Below are 16,025 nucleotides of genomic sequence, written 5' to 3' on the forward strand. Positions count from 1 at the left end.
GTCAGTGCCGGAAGTGACGCTGGCCGGTGAAGACCATGGCGAGCCCCGCCTCGTCGGCCGCCGCGATCACCTCGTCGTCGCGCATCGAGCCGCCGGGCTGGATGATCGCGGTGGCGCCCGCCTCGGCCGCGGCGAGCAGGCCGTCGGCGAAGGGGAAGAAGGCGTCGGAGGCCACGACGGACCCTTGCGTCAGCGGCTGGGCCAGACCCAGCGCCTGCGCCATGTCCTGCGACTTGCGCGCAGCGATCCGGGTCGAGTCGACGCGGCTCATCTGCCCCGCCCCCACGCCCACGGTGGCCCCGTCCTTCACATAGACGATGGCGTTCGATTTCACATGCTTGGCCACGGTCCAGGCAAAGAGGAGGTCGGCGAGTTCCGCGTCCGAGGGCGCGCGCTTCGTCACCACCTTCAGGTCGAGCGCATCGACATGGCCCGCGTCGCGGTCCTGCACGAGGAAGCCGCCCGCCACCTGCTTGAAGGCGAGCCCCGGCGCCAGCGGATCGGGCAGCGCCTCGGTCGTCAGCAGCCGGAGGTTCTTCTTGGCGGCGAAGATCGCGCGGGCTTCCTCGTCGGCGCCGGGGGCGATCACCACCTCGGTGAAGATCTCGGTGATCTTTTCGGCCGTGGCCGCATCGAGCGGCTGGTTCAGCGCGATGATGCCGCCGAAGGCCGAGACGCGGTCGCAGTCGAAGGCGCGGGCATAGGCTTCGGCCAGTGTCGCGCCCCGGGCCACGCCGCAGGGGTTGGCGTGCTTGACGATGACGCAGGCCGGGCCCTCGGCCGGGTCGAACTCGGCCACCAGCTCGAAGGCCGCGTCGGTGTCGTTGATGTTGTTGTAGGAAAGCTCCTTGCCCTGCCACTGTTTCGCGGTGGCGACGCCCGGACGGGCCGAGCCGTCGGTGTAGAAGGCGGCCTTCTGGTGCGGGTTCTCGCCGTAGCGCATGGTCTGGGCGAGCGTGCCCGCGAAGGAGCGGCGGCGCGGCGCCTCGGCCTTCAGCGCGCCCGCCATCCAGGTCGAGACGGCCGTGTCGTAGGCCGCGGTGCGCGCATAGGCGGTCAGCGCGAGTTTCTGGCGGAAGGAGAGCCTCGTGGCGCCGTCATGGGCGCGCAGCTCGTCGAGCAGCGCCTTGTAGTCGGCCGTGTCGGTCACGACGTTCACGAAACGGTGGTTCTTGGCCGCGGCCCGGATCATGGCCGGCCCGCCGATGTCGATGTTCTCGATGCAGTCGTCGTAGGAGGCGCCCCGCGCGACGGCCGCTTCGAACGGATAGAGGTTCACCACCAGGAGGTCGATCGGCTCGATCCCGTGGGCGGCCATCGCCACCAGATGCTCGTCGTCGTCGCGCAGCGCCAGAAGCCCGCCGTGGACCATCGGATGCAGGGTCTTGACCCGGCCGTCCATCATCTCGGGAAAGCCCGTGACCTCGGCGACGTCCCGCACCTTCAGCCCCGCCGCCCGCAGCGCGGCCGCCGTGCCGCCGGTCGAGATCAGCTCCACCTCCAGATCTGCCAGGGCACGGGCGAGGTCGAGGAGACCCGACTTGTCGGAAACCGACAGAAGGGCGCGGCCAACGGGAACGAGGTTCGTCATCTGAGTGCCTCCAGGTCAATGCCAGGTCTGGGCCGGGTCACGGTCGATCGGGCGGGTCGGGCAGATCGGGCCGGTCCAGGTCACGAATGGCCAGCGGAGTATCCTCTGTCTTCGCGAAGGTCCAGCCGATCCGGGCTTCGGAACTCACAAGAACCCCATGCAGCACGATCTGTTTCGTCGCCCGCGGCAACAGATGGGTGCGGTCGAGATAGACCGAGGGATCGAGCGTCAGGCGCGCCTCGCCCTCGAACTGGAAGCTCCAGCCCTCGCCGCTGGCGAGCCTGAGACCCACGCAGAGCCCTCCGCCCTCGACCGTGGGCCGCACGTCGGGATGGAGGTGAAAGCGCAGCGCGAAGCGCACGCCCTGCCCTCCGGCGCTCTTCAGCACGGTCTCGAGCCGTTTCTTCTCGGCCGCGGTCAGTGCGGCCAGCGTATCCGCGCCCGAGAGGCTGCGTCCGTCCGGCGCCAGCAGAAGCTCGCGCCGGTGGGTCAGCCCGTGCGTCTCGGCCCAGCCGGCATGGACGAGGCCGAGCTGCGCGCCCGCCGCGCTGCGCTGGCGGTGTGCGGAAAGGACGCGGGCGCGCTCGGTCATCTCCTCGCCCGACCGGCCGAGCCGCGAGGAGGAAAATCCCTCGATGGCGAGCGTCGAATGCGAGGGAGTCGCGCGCCCGGCCCGGTGCCATTCCGCCCCCCAGGCGCGGCCCGAACCGCAGGAGATGATGACGGGCCTGCGCCCCGAACTCATCTCGAAGCCGAGCGTCGAGGCATGGCCGTGCGGACCCGCGGGCGGATCGGCGGCATCGACGATCACGCTCGTCCGGCCCACCGACAGGCGCAGATAGCCCATGGCGGCGCCCTCGGTCCGCAGCGGCGGCGCGGTGGCGGCCGCGAGGGCGCGCTCCACCCGTTCGGCCACGGTCCGGCCGCCGCCGTGGAAGCGGGCCAGCCCGCCGTCGGAATGGCGCAGCGTCCGCAGCACGGGCGCGATCCGGCGCAGGGCAGCGCGGTGCGGCTCGGCCACGGGGCGGCCCGCGGCCGTCAGGGCGGCCTCGGCCTCGGCCAGCAGCGCAAAAAGCAGGGCCAGATCCTCGGGGCTGCGCGAGGCGATGGCGCCATGGGCATCGACCTGCGCCTCGGCCTCGCGGCCCAATGCGGTGGCGGCGGCGCCGACATGGCGCTCCATCCCCTCGAGCGCGAGGCCCGCGCGCAGGATGGCCGCAAGCGCCTCGATCCGGGCCGGGCCGCGCGCCGTCGTCCAGCGGCGGTCGAGAAAGCGCAGCGTCTGCGAGGCGGCGCGGGCGAGCGTCGCCTGATCGCGGCCCTGCGCCTCGGTCAGCAAGGCCGCATGGCTCATCCAGCGGCCGAGACGGCGCGCCGCGAGCGCAGGCGTCCAGCCGGGTCCGCGGCCCCGGCCGAAGCGGGCGATCCAGCGGAAGGTCCAGTCCCGCGCCAGCGCCCGTGCGGGCCGGTCTCCCAGCCCCGCCAGATCGTCGAGCCAGGCAAAGCCGTGGGCCTCGGCCGTCTGCCCGAGCCCGGCCCCCGGCACCTCCCAGGGGGCTGCGCCCGGTGCCTGCACCAGACGCCCCTCGACGAGGAAGCTGCCGGCCAGCAGCCAGCGTCCGCGCTCGGGCAGGCCGAGCGAGGCCGGTTCGGGGATCGTGGCGAAGCGGCGGGCAGGCCGGTGCAGGAGCGCGCGCCGCGCGGCAAGCCGGTCGAGGAGCGCCACCCTGCCGTCAGACACGGCCAGTCCTCCGGGACGGAGCGACGCGCGGGCTCATGGTCTGCGCACCCGCGCCATGAAGAAGCCGTCCATGCCCCCCGCCTCGGCCCAGAGGTCGGGACGCAGCCGCAGCCCGCCCTCGGCGCCGATCCAGTCGGGCTCGACCCCCGGCAGGGTGGGCCGCTCGACCGTGAGCTCCGGATGGCGCTCGAGAAGCGCCGCGAGCTGCGCCTCGCCCTCTTCCTCGAGGAGCGAGCAGGTGCAGAAGACGAGCCGCCCGCCGGGCGCGAGCAGGCCCAGCGCGTGGTCGAGCATCGCCGCCTGCAGCGCGACGAGGCTAGGAAGCTCGCTGCCGTCCTTCACGAAGGGCAGATCGGGATGGCGGCGGATGGTGCCCGTGGCCGAACAGGGCGCATCGAGCAGGATCGCCTCGAAGGGCCCGCCCTGCCAGGTCAGGAGATCGGCCGCCACCACCTCGGCCTGCAGGCCCGTCCGCGCGAGATTCTCTCGGAGCCGCCCGAGGCGGGCCTCGGAAATGTCGAGCGCCGTGACGCGCGCGCCCGCCGCGGCGAGCTGGAGCGTCTTGCCGCCCGGCGCCGCGCAGAGATCGGCCACGGCCTCGCCCGGCTGCGGATCGAGGAGCTTCACCGCGAGGGCCGCCGCCGCATCCTGCACCCACCACTGGCCCGCCTCATAGCCGGGCAGTGCCGAGACCTGTCCCGGCGCGCGCAGACGGAAGCTGCCGGTGGGCAGCGGCTCGCCCGGGGCGGAGAGGCCCGGCCGCGCCGTCAGGTCGAGCGGCGGCGGCGCGGCCTGCACCGCCTCGATGGCGGTGACCACGGCCCGGCCCCAGCGGCGCACGAGCGGCTGGCGCAGCCACATCGGCAGATGCTGTGCGGGCAGGCCTGCGAAGGAGGCGGGCGCGATCCGGCGCAGGACCGCATTGACCAGCCCCGCCAGATGCTGCGTGCGCCGTCCGCGCCGCGCGAGATCCACGGCCGAACTCACCACGCCGTGCGGCGCGGCGCCGTCGGCGGCCATCTCGACCGTGGCGAGCCGCAGGATGTTGCGCACCGTGAGCGGGGGCGCCTTGCGCAGATGCGGCGCGAGCAGCCGGTCGGCCGGGCCCAGATGGCGCAGGACCGAGGAGGCGAGCCGCTGCGCCCGCGCCCGCTCGGCCGGAGCCGCCGCCGCGGGCAGATCCGCCAGCGCCTGCGACAGGAGCTTGCCCTCGCCCAGCACGGCATCGAGCAGAGTCACCGCCATGCCCCGCGCCTCGTCCGCCATGCCGCCTCCTTGTTCCGCCCTTCCCCGGCGGTATATCATGGAGAAAGCCCTTACAAGGAATGCGCGACATGACCGAAGAGACCCGGAAGGATCTTCCGCCCGAGGCGCTGCGCGCGCTGGCTGAGGCAGAGGAGCGGCGCCGGCGGGCGAAGGCGCTGGACCTGCCGAAGGAGATCGGCGGACGCAACGGGCCGGAGCCGGTGCGATTCGGGGACTGGGAGAAGAAGGGGATCGCGATCGACTTCTGAGAGCGGGCTCTCTCACCGGCCATGGGACGTGGGGGCGGGAGGCCGGGGCTCTGCCCCGGACCCCGGGATATTTGGGCCAGAATGAAAGGGCCGCGGGGCGGGGCCGCGCGCGCCATCCGGGGGCTCCGGCATCCGGGGCGGGCGGGACGCCTGGTTCCTGGAGGCCCGGTTGTGCCGAGCCTGCGGGAGCCCGCCCAGATCGCTGCGGGCTCTCAGAGCCCGAGCACGTCCATCATGTCATACTGGCCGGGTCGCCTGTCCTGGCCCCAGAGCGCGGCCTTCAGCGCGCCGCGGGCGAAGATCGCGCGGTCGGTGGCGACATGGCGCAGGGTGATGCGCTCGCCCGCCGCGGCAAAGATCACGTCGTGCTCGCCCACGATGTCGCCGCCCCGGATGGCCGAGAAGCCGATGCTGCCCGGAGCGCGCGGGCCGGTGATGCCGTCGCGTCCCGACACGCGGGCCTGCGCGAGATCGACGCCGCGTCCGCGCGCGGCAGCCTCGCCCAGCATGAGCGCGGTGCCGGAGGGCGCATCCACCTTCATGCGGTGGTGGGCCTCGACCACCTCGATGTCCCAGTCTTCGTCGAGCGCCTCGGCCACCTTCTGCGTGAGCCGCGTGAGCAGATTGACCCCGAGGCTCATGTTGCCCGCCCGCACGATGACGGCGTGATGCGCGGCCCAGGCGAGCCTTTCCAGATGGGCCGGCTCGAGCCCGGTGGTGCCGATCACATGCACCGCCCGCGCCTGAGCGGCCAGCTCGGCGAACTGCACCGTGGCCTCGGGCGCGGTGAAGTCGATGACCGCCTGCGCCTGCGCGAAGGCCGCGAGCGGATCGTCGGTCACGGTGACGCCGACGGCGGCGCCTCCCATGGCCGCGCCCGCGTCGCGCCCGACCCAGTCGCTGCCCGGCCTTTCGACCGCCCCCACGAGCCGCGCCTTGCCGGAGGCGAGCACCGTCTTCATCAGCATCTGCCCCATCCGGCCCGAGGCCCCGGTGACGACGATACCCGGCAGATCCGACATGACGCGCTCCTTCGCTTTTGCGCCTTCCTAGCCAGTTGGCGGCCGCCTGCAAAGAGCCGGTCGCCATGCGAGAAGGGTGGGCAGAGGAACCGGGCACCGCCCGCGTCCCTGCACGCCCCTCCGCATGGGCCCGGCGCCGCCGGGCCGCGGTCGGCGCCCCGGCGATCGCCCCCTCCTGCGCGGCAGCCTGCGGCGCGGGCGCCGGCGGGCGTTGCGGGGCCGCACGAAAGGCCCTACATGGGCCCCATGGCACACAGATCCCACACCGGCACCGGCCCCTCGCAACGCCAGCTTCGCGTCGGCGAACTCATCCGCCGCACTCTGGCGGATGTGCTGAACCGGGGCGAGATCCACGACCCCGAGCTCAACCGCCTGTCCATCACGGTGGGCGAGGTGCGCTGCTCGCCGGATCTGAAGGTGGCGACCGTCCATGTCATGCCGCTGGGCGGCAAGGATGTGGAGGAGGCGATCTCGCTTCTGTCCAAGCACCGGGGCGAGCTGCGCCACCACATCACCCGGCAGATGACGCTGAAATACGCGCCCGACCTGCGCTTCCGCCCGGACGAGACCTTCGACCGGCTGGACGAGACGCGGCGGCTGTTCTCGGACAAGACGGTGATGCGCGACATCCGCGGCGGCGGAGAGGCGGATGAGGACTAGGCTCCTGGCCATCCTGCTCGCGGTCTGGCCCGCGGCTTGCGCGACGGCCGAACCCGCCTGCCGCGATCTCACCTTCGAGGACACGCGCTACAGCCTCTGCGAGGCGCAGGCGGGCGACGACATCCGCATCTTCCAGACTGCGCCGGACGGCAGGCCCTACGGCAGTTTCGAACGCATCAACAGCGCGCTGGAGGGCGAGGGACGCCAGCTCGCCTTCGCGATGAACGCGGGGATGTATCATGCCGACCGCCGCCCCGTGGGGCTGCTGATCGAGGAGGAGGTCGAGCGCGCGCCCCTCGTGACCTCGGCCGGGCCCGGCAATTTCGGACTGCTGCCGAACGGGGTCTTCTGCGTGGGCGACGGCTTCCGCGTGATCGAATCGCGCGCCTTTGCCGCCGAACGTCCCACCTGCCGCCATGCGAGCCAGTCGGGACCGATGCTGGTGATCGGGGGCGAGCTTCATCCGCGTTTCCTCGTGGACAGCGACTCGCGCTACATCCGCAACGGGGTGGGCGTCAGCGCCGACGGCCGCCGCGCGGTCTTCGCCATCTCGAACCGCCCCGTCACCTTCCACGAATTCGGCCGTCTCTTCCGCGACGAGCTCGGCCTGCCCGAGGCGCTCTATTTCGACGGTTCGATCTCGCGGCTCTACGACCGCGGCGCGCGCCGGTCCGACTGGGGCACGCCGATGGGGCCGATCGTGGGTCTCGTGGTTCCGAAGCCCTGAGACCGGGCGCCGTTGACGCGCCGGGCGCGAGCGGCTAGCAGGCGGCCTTCTTTCTGGAGGGACGAGCATGGGACGGACGCGCAAGGGCCGGGCGATCTCGGGCTGGCTGGTGGTGGACAAGCCTGCGGGCATGACCTCGACCGCGGTCGTGAACAAGGTGCGCTGGGCGCTCGAGGCGCAGAAGGCGGGCCATGCGGGCACGCTCGACCCCGATGCGACGGGCGTTCTGGCCGTAGCCCTGGGCGAGGCCACGAAGACCGTGCCCTACATCACCGATGCGCTGAAATGCTACCGCTTCATGGTGCGGCTGGGCCTGTCCACCCGCACCGACGACGCGAGCGGCGAGGTGATCGCCACCTCCGAGGCGCGCCCGACGGATGCGGAGATCGAGGCAGCGCTGGCGGCCTTCCGGGGCGAGATCCAGCAGGTGCCGCCGCAGTTCTCGGCGGTGAAGGTCGAGGGCGAGCGCGCCTATGATCTCGCCCGGGACGGCGAGCGGCTGGATCTGGCGGCCCGTCCGCTCTGGGTCGAAAGCCTCGAAATCCTTTCGCGGCCCGACGCGGACCATGTCGAGCTGGAGATGGTCTGCGGCAAGGGCGGCTATGTCCGCTCCATCGCGCGCGATCTCGGCGAGGCGCTCGGCTGCCACGGCCATGTCGCCTGGCTGCGCCGCACCTGGTCGGGGCCGTTCGAGGCCGAGGACGGGATCTCGGTCGCGACCATCGACGAGCTCGCGCGGAGCGAGGCGCTGCTTTCCCATGTGCTGCCGCTGGCGAAGGGCCTCGCGGATCTGCCCGAACTGCCGGCCACGCCCGAGGGGGCCGCGCGGCTCCGGTGCGGCAATCCCGGCATGGTCATCGCCTCGGATGTCGAGTTCGGCGAGGAAGCCTGGGCGAGTTTCCAGGGCCAGCCCGTCGCGGTGGGCATCTACAAGTCGGGCGAGCTGCATCCGAGCCGGGTGTTCAACCTCTGATCCGGCGGCGCGGGGCCCTGCGCCCGGCCCTTGCGCAAGCTGCCGGAACGGGGCGCAGAATCGGCCATCCCCCCGGATGCTCCTTCCGCTGCGGCAGGTGACACCGTTCCGGGTGCGGCCCCTTGCCGGGGACAGCGCTCCAAGCCTCTCGCGAAAAAGGGGAAACACACCGCGCCGGAACGGGTTAAGCTCGGGCAAAGGGAATGACAGGAGACGCATCATGGATGCTCAGAAGATCCGGACGACCGAGGGCCGCGGCAGGCTCTACGACAGCGTGCTCGACACGGTGGGCAACACGCCCGTCATCCGCATCAACAACCTCTCGCCCGAAGGCGTGACGATCTACGTCAAGGCCGAGTTCTTCAATCCGGCGGCCTCGGTCAAGGACCGGCTCGCGCTGAACATCATTGAGGCGGCGGAACGGTCGGGCAAGCTCAAGCCCGGCATGACCGTCGTCGAGGCGACCTCGGGCAATACCGGCATCGGACTCGCCATGGTCTGCGCCCAGAAGGGCTATCCGCTGGTCATCACCATGTCCGAAGCCTTCTCGGTCGAGCGGCGGCGGCTGATGCGGCTTCTGGGCGCGAAGGTCGTCCTGACCCCGCGCGGCGGCAAGGGCTTCGGCATGTATCGCAAGGCGCAGGAGCTGGCCGAGGCGAACGGCTGGTTCCTCGCGAGCCAGTTTGAGACCGACGCCAATGCCGACATCCACGAGGCCACCACCGCGCGCGAGATCGTGGCGGATTTCGCGGGCGAGCGGCTCGACTGGTTCGTGACCGGCTACGGCACCGGGGGCACGGTCACCGGCGTCGCGCGGGTGCTGCGCCGCGAGCGACCGGAGGTGAAGATCGTGCTCTCCGAGCCTGCGAATGCGCAACTCGTGGCCTCGGGCGTGCCGCAGGACCGCAACGCCGACGGCACTGCGGCCTCGGGCCACCCGGCCTTCGAGGCGCATCCGATCCAGGGCTGGACGCCCGACTTCATCCCGAAGGTGCTGCAGGAGGGGCTCGACGCCGGGGCCTATGACGAGCTGATCCCGGTTGCGGGCGAGGACGGGATGAAATGGGCGCGCGAGCTGGCGGCCAAAGAGGGCATCCTCACCGGCGTCTCGGGCGGTTCCACCTTCGCGGTGGCGCGGCAGGTGGCCGAACGGGCGCCGAAGGGCTCGGTGATCCTCGCGATGCTGCCCGACACGGGCGAGCGCTACATGTCGACCCCGCTCTTCCAGGCGATCGGCGAGGACATGAACGAGGAGGAGAAGGCCCTTTCGGCCTCGACGCCGAGCTTCCAGCTCTGAGTCTCGCTGAGGCCGGGCGCTTCGCCGGGCACGCTCCGGCCTCGGCTGACGCGGTGCGCAAGGGGCCGCGCCGTCATCCCGTCCCGGAGGGAGGAGCTGCGCGAGGGGGCATCGAACCCCCTCGCGCAGCCCTGCCGGGGACAATGGACAGCCCGGCACCCAAACGGAGCCGGGGAACAGCTGTTTCGCCCCCGATGGGCTGAGACGGATTGCCTGCGTCGTGCCGCCCCCACGCGCCGCGGTCCTTCACGAGCCGCGCGAGCGCCGCTCTCCGGAACAAGGCCAGCCAGCGTGGAAGCGCAGGCGCCCCTGGCCGGGATCCGCTTCGGCCGGGCAGGCGCGGCCCTTGCCTCTGCCGCCGGGGCTGCCTTAGGTGGGGGCCTCGAACCGGAGGCCAGATGATCACCCGCAGCTTCGTGAAGGGCGACGCGCCCTCGACGGCGGTCTATTCCGACTGCGAGCGCTACCGCTATCTCCTGACCCGGGTCTGGGATCCCGAGGGCACGAAGGCGCTGTTCGTCATGCTGAACCCGTCCACGGCCACGGAATTCCAGAACGACCCCACCGTCGAGCGCTGCGAGCGGCGGGCGCGCACCCTGGGCTTCGGCGCCTTCCGGGTCTGCAACATCTTCGCCTGGCGCGACACCGATCCGAAGAAGATGCGCGCCGCGCCCGATCCGGTGGGCAATCCCGAGAACGATGAGGCCATCGCCCATTCCGCGCCCTGGGCCGACCGGATCGTCTGCGCCTGGGGCGCGCATGGCGCCTTCCTCGACCGCGGGCGGCAGGTGGAGGCGCTGCTCCGGGCGACGGGGCTTCCGCTCCACCATCTCGGGCTGAACCGCGACGGCCAGCCGAAACATCCGCTCTACATCGGCTACGACCAGCAGCCGATTCTCTGGGACGCCTGAAGCGAGGAACCGGGACCGGACGCTCGCCCTTCCCGGCCGTGGAAAGGCTCGCGATCAACCGCAGCGCGACCACCCCGGCACCGGCCGATGGCCGCCCGGACGGGGGCTTGCGGGAAAAGCCGCTTTCCTTTCAGGCGTTTTTCCCGTATAGGCGCGCATCCGCCCTTGCCGGGCGGAAGCCAAGGGCCTTGCTGGACGACATCCCGGCTCGTGCCGTCACCTGCAGATATGGAGTATCCGATGTCGATCACCGTCGAAGAAAAAGCCCGCCTCATCAAGGAATATGCCACCAAGGAAGGCGACACCGGCTCGCCGGAAGTCCAGGTGGCCGTGCTCAGCTCGCGCATCGCGACGCTGACCGAGCACTTCAAGGCCCACAAGAAAGACAACCACTCGCGCCGGGGCCTGCTGATGATGGTGGCGCAGCGCCGCAAGCTGCTCGACTACCTCAAGAAGAAGGACGAAGGCCGGTACACCGCGCTCATCGCGCGTCTGGGCCTCCGCCGCTGACCTTGAAGCGCGCCCTGCGGGGCGCGTTTTCCTATTCCGGACGCGGGGACGTTCCCCGCGGATGACGGCCTCCCCGACGGGCTCCGCGGGACAGGCCACGGCATAAGACAGGAGCCACGGGCATGCGGCCCGTACGCAACAGGCCGGGCGGAGGGTCCCCCGGTCAGGACAGGATAAGAGATGTTCAACGTTACAAAGAAATCGATCGAATGGGGCGGCGAGACGCTGACCCTCGAGACCGGCAAGGTCGCCCGTCAGGCGGATGGCTCGGTCATCGCCACGCTGGGCGAGACCTCGGTCATGGCCAACGTGACCTTCGCGAAAGCCGCGAAGCCGGGCCAGGACTTCTTCCCGCTCACGGTTCACTATCAGGAACGCTACTATGCCGCGGGCAAGGTGCCCGGCGGCTTCTTCAAGCGCGAGGCGCGCCCCTCCGAGAAGGAGACGCTGACCTCCCGCCTGATCGACCGTCCGATCCGCCCGCTCTTCGTGGACGGCTTCAAGAACGAAGTGCTGCTGATCGTCACCGTTCTCAGCCATGACCTCGTGAACGAGCCCGATATCGTGGCGATGATCGCGGCCTCGGCGGCGCTGACCATCTCGGGCGTGCCCTTCATGGGCCCGATCGGGGCGGCGCGCGTGGGCTTCGCGGGCGGCGAGTATGTGCTGAACCCCGATGTCGACGACATGCAGAAGCTGCGCGAGAACCCCGAGCAGCGGCTGGATCTGGTCATCGCCGGCACCAAGGACGCGGTGATGATGGTGGAATCGGAAGCTTACGAGCTCTCCGAGGCCGAAATGCTGGGCGCCGTGAAGTTCGGCCATGAGGCGATGCAGCCGGTGATCGACATGATCATCGACTTCGCCGAGGAAGCCGCCCACGAGCCCTTCGACTTCTCGCCGCCGGACTATGCCGCGCTCTATGCCAAGGTGAAATCGCTGGGCGAGACGCAGATGCGCGCCGCCTTCGCGATCCGCGAGAAGCAGGACCGGGTGAATGCCATCGACGCGGCCCGCGCCGCGATCAAGGCGCAGCTCTCGGAAGCGGAACTGGCCGACGAGAACCTCGGCACCGCCTTCAAGAAGCTGGAAAGCTCGATCCTGCGCGGCGACATCATCAACGGGGGCGCGCGCATCGACGGCCGCGACACCAAGACCGTCCGTCCGATCATCTCGGAGACGAGCGTGCTGCCGCGCACCCATGGCTCGGCGCTCTTCACCCGCGGCGAGACGCAGGCGCTGGTCGTGACCACGCTCGGCACCGGCGAGGACGAGCAGATCATCGACGCGCTGCACGGCAACTCGCGCTCGAACTTCCTGCTGCACTACAACTTCCCGCCCTATTCGGTCGGCGAAGTGGGCCGCTTCGGGCCTCCGGGCCGTCGCGAGATCGGCCACGGCAAGCTCGCCTGGCGCGCGCTGCAGGCGGTGCTGCCGGCGGCGACCGACTTCCCCTACACCATCCGCGTGGTCTCCGAGATCACCGAATCGAACGGCTCCTCGTCCATGGCTTCGGTCTGCGGCGGGTCGCTGTCGATGATGGATGCGGGCGTGCCGCTGAAGGCGCCGGTCGCGGGCGTGGCCATGGGTCTCATCCTCGAGGATGATGGCAAATGGGCCGTGCTGACCGACATCCTCGGCGACGAGGATCACCTCGGCGACATGGACTTCAAGGTCGCCGGCACCGAGAACGGCATCACCTCGCTGCAGATGGACATCAAGGTCGCGGGCATCACGCCCGAGATCATGGAGCAGGCCCTCGCCCAGGCGAAGGACGGCCGGATGCACATCCTCGGCGAGATGTCGAAGGCGCTGTCGTCGGCCAATTCCTTCTCGGCCTATGCGCCGAAGATCGAGACGCTGACGATCCCGACCGACAAGATCCGCGAAGTGATCGGCTCGGGCGGCAAGGTGATCCGCGAGATCGTGGAAACCTCGGGCGCCAAGGTCGACATCAACGACGACGGCGTGATCAAGATCGCCTCGAACGATCAGGCTGCCATCAAGAAGGCCTACGACATGATCTGGTCGATCGTGGCGGAGCCGGAAGAGGGCCAGATCTACACCGGCAAGGTGGTGAAGCTCGTCGATTTCGGCGCCTTCGTGAACTTCTTCGGCAAGCGTGACGGCCTCGTGCACGTCTCGCAGATCGCCAACAAGCGCCTGACGCACCCCAACGAGGTGCTGAAGGAAGGCCAGGAAGTGAAGGTCAAGCTCCTCGGCTTCGACGAGCGCGGCAAGGTCCGTCTCGGCATGAAGATGGTCGATCAGGAAACCGGGCAGGAGATCCAGCCCGAGAAGAAAGAGAAGGAAGAGGCCGGCGAGGCCTGATCCTCTGCAGAACGAAGGCCGCCCCGGCTTCTGCGGGCGCCTTTCGGAATGATGCGCACGCCTGCCGACGGACGTCGGCAGGCGTGCTGCATTTTCGGGGTCGATGTGGAGCAAGTCCCGCTCCGGGAAACTTGTCCGGCTCGACAGCCCGGCGAGATGAACATCCCACTTGCCGCCACGGCTGGCGTTTCATCAAGCGCACATGCGGCTCCCGGACACGCCAGGGGGCCCTGTCGAAACACCCCGCCGCAAGGAGCGCGGCGGGACCGGAGCGCCGCTGAAATCCCGACAGGCGCGAAGCCTCTGCCGGGACCTTCTGCCTTCAGAGATATTCCAGATGCGCGGGGAGCAGCCCCCCGAGCTCGTCGGCAGTGATACCGAGAAACATCGCGCCGTTGCCGCCGCCGAGATCGAGAAAGCAGTCGCTGCCCAGATCCTCGATCCGCCCGGTCAGCTCTTCCACCGAAACCAGACCGTCCGCCCCGCCGATGCCGTTGATGTTGCGGGTGATCGTCAGCACGTCTTCGGACGAGAAATCCGCGATCGTGTCGATCCCGTGCGCGCTGCGCATCTGGAACGCGTCTGCGCCCGCTCCACCGGTCAGGAAATCGTCGCCCGCGCCGCCGTTCAGCACGTCGGCACCCTCGCCGCCATCGATCTGGTCACAGCCGCGGCCGCCGAGCATCGTGTCGTTGCCCTCGCCGCCGAAGATCACGTCGTCCCCCCGCCCGAGATCCTCGATGGCGGCCACGAAATCGTCGCCCGCTCCCAGATCGATCAGGTCGTCGCCACCGCCGCCGTCCACCCAGTCGTCGCCCTCGCCCGCCGTGATCTGGTCGTCGCCGTAGCCGCCGAACAGGACGTCGCGCGCCGCGCCCCCGTCCATGACGTCGTTGCCGTTGCCGCCGATCAGCCGGTCGCTCCCCTCTCCGCCGTCGAGCCGGTCGTCGCCGAGGCCCCCGTCGAGGCTGTCGTCCCCCTCGCCACCGGAGAGGACATCGGCGCCCGCATCGCCCATGAGCGTGTCCTGCCCCTCGCCGCCCTCCAGCTGGTCGTCGCCGTCCTGACCGCGGATGACGTCATCGCCCGCGTCGCCCGTCAGCGTGTCGTTCCCGAACGAAGCCTCGATCCGGTCGTTCCCGTCGCCGCCGTGCATCTCGTCGCCGGTGCCGATCTTCGCCGCGCGCCACGTCTCGAAGGAGAGGCCGCCCCGGTCAGGATCGGTCGACCAGCGGCTGTCCAGCAGGTCGTCTCCCGCCCCTCCGATCAAGAGGTTCGCACCGGTGCCGCCGTGCAGGCTGTCGTTCCCGGCGCCGCCCGCCAGAAGGTCGTTGCCCGTTCCGCCCGTCAGGATGTCCGCGCCGCCGCCGCCCCGCACGAGATCGTTGCCGCCGTTGCCGTAGAGCTGGTCATTGCCCCAGAGGCCGACGAGCACGTCCCCCTCCGGCCCCCCGGGCAGAGAGGAGCCGAAGGGAGACGCGATCAGGAGGTCGCGGCCGCAACTTCCCATCGCCAAGGCGCCCCACGGCGGCGCGATCAGGGCGGACTCGAACCGCAGGCCCGTTGCGAAGAAGGAGCCGAGCCAGCCCGGCGGTTCGGCCCAGGGTAAGGTGGTTGTCGTCACTGCCAGTTCCATGGAGCCTCCCGAAGCGTCCTTGGCGGCGCGGCCCCTGCCGCAACCCGCAGGCGACCATCAAGCGACGAGCCTGTTACGCAGGAGTTAAGGCTTCAATCTGAAGTGGTGGCAGTTTCGACAAAGCCTAAACAACCAAAGGCTGAGTTTAAGGCCCTGTTAACACCCTCGGAGCAGAGGTTTGCACACGCAGAAAGTGCGGGTTCAAGGAGAGGGGTTTCCATGGCCACAATACCGGGAGGCGCGTTCAGCGACTTCATCTTCGGCACCTCGGGCAACGATTATGTGTTGTCAGGAGCCGGCAACGACACCGTCTCGGGCGCCAGCGGCGACGATCTCATCCGCGGCGGACTGGGCGACGACCTGCTGAACGGCGGCAGCGGCGCCGACCGATTGTTCGGCGAGGAGGGCGACGACCAATTGCTCGGCGGCACCGGCGACGACATGCTCGACGGCGGCATCGGCAACGACACGCTCTCGGGCGGGGCGGGGCAGGATCTTCTGTTCGGCGGCGCCGGAGACGACCTTCTTGCAGGCGGCGCGGGCGACGACACGATGGAGGGGGGCAGCGGGAACGATGCCCTTCTGGGCGGGGCCGGCAACGACGCGCTGGACGGTGGCGAGGGAGACGACACGCTCTCGGGCGACGCGGGCGACGATCTGCTGTCGGGTGGCCTCGGCGACGACCGGCTCGACGGCGGGGACGGCAACGACGTACTGTCCGGCGGCGGGGGCGATGACCTGTTCCTGGGCGGGGCGGGTGACGACCAGATCGACGGCGGCGCCGGAGACGACGTGATCTACACCGGAGAGGGCAACGACCTCGTGACCTTCTCGGGCGGCGGAGACGTCATCATGGACTTCTCCGAAGGCGACATGCTGCAGATCTCGGGCAGCCTCGAGGGGGTGACCCTCGCTTCGGCCGAAGATGTAGCCGGCTATGCGCTCGATCTGGGCGACGCCGGTACGCTGATCGACTTCGGTCAGGGCGACAGCGTGCTGCTGCAGGGCGTCTCCTACGATGACGTGGCGGCCGACCCGTCGCGCTACTTCTCGATCGTCTGAGACCTGCCGGCCGGGCGCATCCGCGTGCCCGGCCCGCTTCCCGCGAACCG

Annotated in this window: 14 protein-coding genes; 9 read left to right on the forward strand and 5 right to left on the reverse strand. The window is 70.4% G+C overall.

Going from position 1 to position 16,025, the window contains the following annotated elements; genetic code table 11:
• Position 1 precedes the first annotated feature (1 nt).
• Genes purH through RSP_RS13910 form a run of 3 tightly spaced genes read right to left on the reverse strand, consistent with a single transcriptional unit; the run spans position 2 to position 4,598 of the window.
• Complete coding sequence (gene purH, locus RSP_RS13900) at positions 2-1,591, reverse strand: bifunctional phosphoribosylaminoimidazolecarboxamide formyltransferase/IMP cyclohydrolase (RefSeq protein ID WP_002721490.1); 1,590 nt, start codon at positions 1,589-1,591, stop codon at positions 2-4.
• 37 nt (positions 1,592-1,628) lie between these two features.
• Complete coding sequence (locus RSP_RS13905) at positions 1,629-3,332, reverse strand: heparinase II/III family protein (protein ID WP_011338717.1); 1,704 nt, start codon at positions 3,330-3,332, stop codon at positions 1,629-1,631.
• A 33-nt stretch (positions 3,333-3,365) separates the two neighbouring features.
• On the reverse strand, positions 3,366-4,598 hold the full coding sequence (locus tag RSP_RS13910; protein ID WP_017139983.1) for an RsmB/NOP family class I SAM-dependent RNA methyltransferase: 1,233 nt from the start codon (positions 4,596-4,598) through the stop codon (positions 3,366-3,368).
• A gap of 59 nt (positions 4,599-4,657) precedes the next feature.
• Between RSP_RS13910 and RSP_RS13915 the strand changes: the two genes are divergently transcribed.
• Positions 4,658-4,846, forward strand: a complete 189-nt coding sequence (locus tag RSP_RS13915; protein WP_011338719.1) for a DUF1674 domain-containing protein — start codon at positions 4,658-4,660, stop codon at positions 4,844-4,846.
• Positions 4,847-5,058: 212 nt separating this feature from the next.
• On the opposite strand, the gene dapB is transcribed toward RSP_RS13915, so the two are convergent.
• Complete coding sequence (gene dapB, locus RSP_RS13920; protein WP_011338720.1) at positions 5,059-5,868, reverse strand: 4-hydroxy-tetrahydrodipicolinate reductase; 810 nt, start codon at positions 5,866-5,868, stop codon at positions 5,059-5,061.
• Between the two features lie 246 nt (positions 5,869-6,114).
• On the opposite strand from dapB, the gene rbfA reads away from it, so the two are divergent.
• From rbfA to pnp, 7 genes are all read left to right on the forward strand, one after another.
• Positions 6,115-6,528 carry a 30S ribosome-binding factor RbfA gene (gene rbfA / locus RSP_RS13925; protein ID WP_172825289.1) on the forward strand — a complete coding sequence of 138 codons (414 nt, stop codon included), beginning with the start codon at positions 6,115-6,117 and terminating at the stop codon, positions 6,526-6,528.
• A complete protein-coding gene (locus tag RSP_RS13930) occupies positions 6,518-7,255 on the forward strand; it encodes a phosphodiester glycosidase family protein (protein ID WP_011338722.1) in 738 nt (245 codons plus the stop codon). Before rbfA ends, RSP_RS13930 begins: the two co-directional genes overlap by 11 nt.
• Before the next feature lie 67 nt (positions 7,256-7,322).
• Positions 7,323-8,228, forward strand: coding sequence for a tRNA pseudouridine(55) synthase TruB (gene truB / locus RSP_RS13935; protein ID WP_011338723.1), 906 nt, complete (start codon positions 7,323-7,325; stop codon positions 8,226-8,228).
• A gap of 220 nt (positions 8,229-8,448) precedes the next feature.
• Positions 8,449-9,525, forward strand: a complete 1,077-nt coding sequence (locus tag RSP_RS13940) for a PLP-dependent cysteine synthase family protein (RefSeq protein ID WP_011338724.1) — start codon at positions 8,449-8,451, stop codon at positions 9,523-9,525.
• Positions 9,526-9,923: 398 nt separating this feature from the next.
• Positions 9,924-10,436 carry a DUF1643 domain-containing protein gene (locus RSP_RS13945; protein WP_002721508.1) on the forward strand — a complete coding sequence of 171 codons (513 nt, stop codon included), beginning with the start codon at positions 9,924-9,926 and terminating at the stop codon, positions 10,434-10,436.
• A 240-nt stretch (positions 10,437-10,676) separates the two neighbouring features.
• A complete protein-coding gene (gene rpsO / locus RSP_RS13950) occupies positions 10,677-10,946 on the forward strand; it encodes a 30S ribosomal protein S15 (protein WP_002721510.1) in 270 nt (89 codons plus the stop codon).
• 180 nt (positions 10,947-11,126) lie between these two features.
• Positions 11,127-13,277 carry a polyribonucleotide nucleotidyltransferase gene (gene pnp, locus RSP_RS13955; RefSeq protein ID WP_002721512.1) on the forward strand — a complete coding sequence of 717 codons (2,151 nt, stop codon included), beginning with the start codon at positions 11,127-11,129 and terminating at the stop codon, positions 13,275-13,277.
• 322 nt (positions 13,278-13,599) lie between these two features.
• On the opposite strand, the gene RSP_RS13960 is transcribed toward pnp, so the two are convergent.
• The gene (locus tag RSP_RS13960) at positions 13,600-14,913 is read right to left on the reverse strand and encodes a calcium-binding protein (RefSeq protein WP_011338725.1); all 1,314 of its coding nucleotides are present in this window, start codon (positions 14,911-14,913) and stop codon (positions 13,600-13,602) included.
• A gap of 219 nt (positions 14,914-15,132) precedes the next feature.
• On the opposite strand from RSP_RS13960, the gene RSP_RS13965 reads away from it, so the two are divergent.
• On the forward strand, positions 15,133-15,975 hold the full coding sequence (locus RSP_RS13965) for a calcium-binding protein (protein ID WP_011338726.1): 843 nt from the start codon (positions 15,133-15,135) through the stop codon (positions 15,973-15,975).
• Positions 15,976-16,025: the final 50 nt, after the last annotated feature.

Source organism: Cereibacter sphaeroides 2.4.1 (assembly GCF_000012905.2).
GTDB classification, from domain to species: Bacteria; Pseudomonadota; Alphaproteobacteria; order Rhodobacterales; family Rhodobacteraceae; genus Cereibacter_A; species Cereibacter_A sphaeroides.

Bases quoted from the DNA above. Each gene is read 5' to 3' on its own strand.
- truB (WP_011338723.1), top strand. From the start codon at position 7,323: ATGGGACGGACGCGCAAGGGCCGGGCGATCTCGGGCTGGCTGGTGGTG.
- RSP_RS13945 (WP_002721508.1), top strand. From the start codon at position 9,924: ATGATCACCCGCAGCTTCGTGAAGGGCGACGCGCCCTCGACGGCGGTC.
- dapB (WP_011338720.1), bottom strand. From the start codon at position 5,868: ATGTCGGATCTGCCGGGTATCGTCGTCACCGGGGCCTCGGGCCGGATG.
- RSP_RS13940 (WP_011338724.1), top strand. From the start codon at position 8,449: ATGGATGCTCAGAAGATCCGGACGACCGAGGGCCGCGGCAGGCTCTAC.
- RSP_RS13960 (WP_011338725.1), bottom strand. From the start codon at position 14,913: ATGGAACTGGCAGTGACGACAACCACCTTACCCTGGGCCGAACCGCCG.
- purH (WP_002721490.1), bottom strand. From the start codon at position 1,591: ATGACGAACCTCGTTCCCGTTGGCCGCGCCCTTCTGTCGGTTTCCGAC.
- RSP_RS13965 (WP_011338726.1), top strand. From the start codon at position 15,133: ATGGCCACAATACCGGGAGGCGCGTTCAGCGACTTCATCTTCGGCACC.
- rpsO (WP_002721510.1), top strand. From the start codon at position 10,677: ATGTCGATCACCGTCGAAGAAAAAGCCCGCCTCATCAAGGAATATGCC.
- pnp (WP_002721512.1), top strand. From the start codon at position 11,127: ATGTTCAACGTTACAAAGAAATCGATCGAATGGGGCGGCGAGACGCTG.
- RSP_RS13910 (WP_017139983.1), bottom strand. From the start codon at position 4,598: ATGGCGGACGAGGCGCGGGGCATGGCGGTGACTCTGCTCGATGCCGTG.
- RSP_RS13915 (WP_011338719.1), top strand. From the start codon at position 4,658: ATGCGCGACATGACCGAAGAGACCCGGAAGGATCTTCCGCCCGAGGCG.
- rbfA (WP_172825289.1), top strand. From the start codon at position 6,115: ATGGCACACAGATCCCACACCGGCACCGGCCCCTCGCAACGCCAGCTT.
- RSP_RS13930 (WP_011338722.1), top strand. From the start codon at position 6,518: ATGAGGACTAGGCTCCTGGCCATCCTGCTCGCGGTCTGGCCCGCGGCT.